Origin of the sequence: uncultured Duncaniella sp. (genome assembly GCF_910577345.1) — a bacterium.
Taxonomy (GTDB): Bacteria; Bacteroidota; Bacteroidia; order Bacteroidales; family Muribaculaceae; genus Duncaniella.
In genome coordinates this window covers 1-4658 of record NZ_CAJTMT010000019.1, presented here as the reverse complement: position 1 = coordinate 4658, position 4658 = coordinate 1, and the positions used below count along the sequence as shown (strand labels likewise).

The 4658-nt window shown below is 55.0% G+C and carries 2 protein-coding genes; both read right to left on the bottom strand.

All coding sequences use genetic code 11. The annotated features are described in order from the left end of the window. Window positions 1–473 precede the first annotated feature (473 nt). The gene (locus tag QZ310_RS09135; RefSeq protein ID WP_297072198.1) at window positions 474–1814 is read right to left on the bottom strand and encodes a trigger factor; all 1341 of its coding nucleotides are present in this window, start codon (window positions 1812–1814) and stop codon (window positions 474–476) included. A 113-nt stretch (window positions 1815–1927) separates the two neighbouring features. After that, a complete protein-coding gene (locus QZ310_RS09130; RefSeq protein WP_297072197.1) occupies window positions 1928–4489 on the bottom strand; it encodes an alpha-amylase family glycosyl hydrolase in 2562 nt (853 codons plus the stop codon). Window positions 4490–4658 lie beyond the last annotated feature (169 nt).

Genomic DNA, 4658 nt, shown 5'->3' with positions numbered 1-4658 from the left:
AGATGAGTTGACGGCCATTCGGATAGTTTGTTGGCGTGCGTTCGGATATGTGTTGACGGCCATTTGGATAGTTTGTTGGCAGTCCTGGGGATAGAAAATTTGTAAACTTATAAAATTAGTAAATATCTGAATAAGGGATATAAAGGGGGAAGTGTAGAGGATACAAACGGCTAATTTCAAGCAAATTATATTTCTGTTACTTTTGTCTATTTTGTTCTTTTGTATCTCTTTCCATCACACATGAAACGGGATTTTATACAATTAGGCCGGATTTTAGGACTGATTAGCAAAATGGCAAAATAGACAGAAGATTTTCAGGACGGTGGTGGCAGCGTGGCTGCTTCGTCCTGAAAATCTTCTGTCTATTTTGCCCTTATGTCCTTATGTGCCTTTCCCTGATTGCCGGGGAGATTTTGGGGGCTTATGTGCCTTTTCCTGATGAGGTTTTCGGGCTTATGTGGCTTTGGAAGGGGTTAGGCTTCCTGGGCGATTTTCTTGAAGTCGTCGAGGGAGACGGTCTGCTTGTCGAGGCTGACGGTGTTCTCGATGGTGTCGTAGAGCTTCGAGGTGATTACCTGCTGGGTGAGCTGGTTGCGCACTTCGGGCTTTTCGAGCTGCTCCTTGGCGTAGCGGGTGATGATTTCTTCGTCGATACCGGCCATACCATACTGAGCGAACTGGCGGGCAGTGAGGAACTTGGCCATGTCGAGGACTTCGTCGGCTTCAACCTTGACCTCGAGTTTCTTGAGGAGGTTGGTCTCGATGATTTCGTGCTTGATGGCGTTTTCCTGAGCGGCGAAAGCCTCATCGGCGTTCTCAGCCTCGGCGAAGAAGAGCTTCTTGATGGTCTCTGCGGGGAGAGTCATCGAGCCGTATTTTTCCATCATGGCCTTGTCGAACTGGTTGCGGAAGAGGATGTGGCTGTTCTGAGAAAGCTCGTTCTGGATGAGTTCCTTGACGGCAGCGCGGTATTCTTCTTCGTTGTGTACCTTGTCCTCGCCGAATACCATCTTGTAGTATTCCTCACCGAGTTCAGCGGGAACGCTGACGATGATTTCAGAGATTGTCATCTCGAAGTCGCCCTTGATGTCGGCTGCGATAGCCTTGTCGACATGGAGCATCGAAGCGAGCTCGCCTGCGTCGCCTGCGGCTGCTTTCCAGGGGTTGAAGACAACCTTGTCGCCGGGCTTCTTGCCTGCGAACTTGGCGGTCTCTTCCTTGTCCTTGAAGTAGAGGGGGAAGACGATGCCGTCGGTCACCTGGATGGCGCCTTCAGCCTGGCTTACGTTGCCGTTCTCGTCGAGCTGCATGATGGCACCCTTGACAACGCCGTCCTCAGTCATTTCCTGACCGGGCTCCTGCTTGCCGAAGCGCTTGCGCATGTTCTTGTCCTGCTCGTCGATCATCTCGTCGGTCACGTCAATCTCATAGAAGGGATAGTGGTCCTCCTTGCTGAGGTTGATGTCGAGCTTGGGAACGAGGGCGAGGTCATATTTGAATTCCTGGTCACCTTCCTCGAAGGCTTCCTTGACTTCAACGGGCACGGGGTGGCCCATGACGGGAAGATTGTTTTCAGTGATGTAGTCAACGACGGCGCGGTATACGGTGTCGTTGATGACATCGCTTGTCATCTGCTTGCCGAAACGGCGCTTGAGTTCGCCGAAGGGGACGTGGCCCTTGCGGAATCCGGGGATGACGTGGGTGCGGCCGAGCTCCTTGAGTTTTTTGGCTACTTCATCCTTATAGTCATTTTCTTCGATCGCCACGGTGAGACGAATGTCCACGGGTGAAATCTCTTCCTTGGTAATGTTCATTTCCTAAAATGTATTCAGTTTTTATTAATTGTATTCACGTTTATCGGGCTTTCCGGAGAGGGTTGACCCAATCAAGGTGCAAAATTAACAAAAAATTCCCGAAAAGCAAAACTTTACCTCACTGCTACTTTCACAGGGGTGCCGTCGACGTTGACAATGTAGACTCCGGGGGTGAGCTGAGTGTCGACCGGGAGGGACAGACCGCTGAGGTTGTGGAGGGTGAGGGTGGTGTAGGGGGTGAGGACACGGATGCGGCCACCGTCCACGACAACCACGGGGCGGTCCGTTGTGGAGTCGGCCACGATGTCGCCGATTCCCGACTTGGGACCGGATGCGTAGACGGCAAATCCTCCGGCGGGGAGGGTCACGCCTGTTGCGGTGAATCCGGGGGTGGCGGGGGTGACACCGAGGGTGGAGGCGATAAGTTCATATTTGCTGTCGGAGAGGAAGGCGGTCTGGCCGGTGGCGGGATTCTTGGGGAAGGGGATTTCGGCTGTGACGGTGGGCTTTTCTGCTGCGGGGTTGACCACGAGGTAAAGCTCGGTGGTGCCGTCGGTGAGGGAGATGTAGCGCGCAGTGGCTGAACTGAGTTCCACGTTTGCAGTAGCTGTCTCGCGGAAGAGAGCAGGGTAGTCGGCGCGGATGGCGCAGAGGGCAGTGTAGGTGGCAAGGAGGTTTTTGCGGGCAGTGGATGTCTCAAGGGTGTTCCAGTCCACTTTCTTGGGGCTTGTGTCGTTGCCGCTGCTGTTTTTGGTTGTCTGCTGGTTGCCGCGCTCCTGGAACTGCCATATCATGTGTGAGCCGGGCGAGAGGAGCATCTGTGCGGCCATTGAGCCCATGCGCTGGCAGGCACCGGTGAAGTTGCCTTTGATGATTGTGCCGGTGTTGGTGATGTTGTAGGCCACACGCTCTTCGTCGTGGCTTTCGGCATAGCTGACGGTCGAACCCCAGAGGCGGTCGCCGTCCTGCGGGGCGTAGAAGCGGCTGAGCGACATGTCGCCGGTTCCGGAGACGTAGTTGCGCGAGGCCCAGTTGACATTAGCCCAGTTGATTTCGCCGTCGCGGGCCATGGCGTTCTCCTCCTCCGCACCGGCGAGGTTCTCGTTGATGAAGTAGGCATCGGGTTTGGTGAGAATCATACTCTCGCGGAGGGCTTTCATGCGGGCCACGCGCGAGGCGTTGAAGCGGTTGGTGTTGTTGTCGTTGGGTGTTCCCCATGTGTTTGTCTCGGAGTTGTAGGTGTTGCCGTAGGAATCATTGTCGCCGAGGCCTTTGACGAGGTCGAAGCGGAAGCCGTCGACCTTGTAGGCTGTCATCCAGTAGTCGAGGGCATCGCGCCACTGCTGCTGCACGAGTTCGCAGTCCTGGTTCCAGTCGTTGAGGACGCTGTAGGCATGAGGTGCGGAGCCGTTGAAGAAGGGGTTGATGTTGCGGCGAATCATGTCGAACCAGGGGTGACCGCCGTCGGCCTGGTTGAAGACAATGTCGAGGATGACGGCCATTCCGCGTTCGTGGGCACCGTCGATGAGCGCACGGTAGTCGTCAGGTGTGCCGTAGGCTTTGTCAGGGGCCATGTAGAAGTTGGTGTTGTAGCCCCAGGAGTTGTTGCCTGCGAATTCCATGATGGGGAGGAGTTCGATGGCGTTGACACCGAGGTCTTTGAGGTAGTCGAGCTTGGAGATTACGCCTTTGACTGTTCCGTCGCCGAGGGCTTTGCCTTCGGTGCCGGTGAAGTCGCGGATGAGGAGCTCATAGATGATGAGGTCGCTTTGCGGGACACCTTTGAAGTCGGTGACCTTCCAGTCGTAGGCGTCACGCTCTGTGTTGAACACGGCGAGGGGCACTCCGCTTATGCGCTTGGAGGGATAGGCGGGGAGGTTGGGGAAGACGGAGGCCGGGATGAAGCCGTCGTTGCCGCTGTCGAGGATGAGCCGGGCATAGGGGTCGCCGACGTTTGAGGCTCCGTCCACATTATAATAATATATGTAGTCCTTGCCTTTCTCGATGTTGTCGAGGGTGAGCCAGAAGTAGCGGTTGCCGTTGTAGTCCTGGTAGTTCATGACATATTCGGGCGCGGGGGTGTAGTTGTTCCACGATCCCATCATGACTACGTTTGTCTTGCCGGGGGCTGCGAGACAGAAGGTCACGGAACCGTCGGCATTTGTCTCGGCTCCCATCTTGGGGACACCGCCGGGATAGTCGGCAGCTTTCGAGGCTGGGAAGTTGTCGGGGAAGACTTGGACGAAGATGTCGCCCCAGTTTCCGGTCTTACCTTCCATGGAGCCGTCGCCGCTGCGGAATACGAAGGCGAGTTTCTCGATTGTCTCGCCGGAGGCTGTGACGTTGTAGTATTCACGCAGGTCGGGGATTTTCATCTCCCATGTGAAGGGGGCGGTGTATGTGAGTTTGTATTTTTCTGAGTTGTCGCCCCATGTCGGTGCGTTTTTCCAGGCACCGTCGCTGAGGTTGGTGATGACACCTGTGTGGGCGTAGACGGGCGTGGAGGCGGATGCGTTCACCATACCTTGGTTTCCACCGTCGGAGTGGAAGGTGATGGTGATGTCTTTCGTACTTTCAGTGATGATGGCCGGGGTGGTTGTGATGCTCTGGGCATTCGCGGCCACGGATGCGGACATGGTCAGCATCGCGAAAAGATGGCGTAGATTTAATCGCATGTCTGATGAAATGATTAAGTATGATATAATTATATAATGGAAAGTATAGTATAGAGGCGAAAGTATAGAGTATAGATAATACTCTGGGCGGTTTTATGTGCTGTAAGGGGGCGGTTGGGTGCTTGGGGCCGCTTTGGGGCTTGTGTAGCCTGTTTGGAAGCTTTATGGG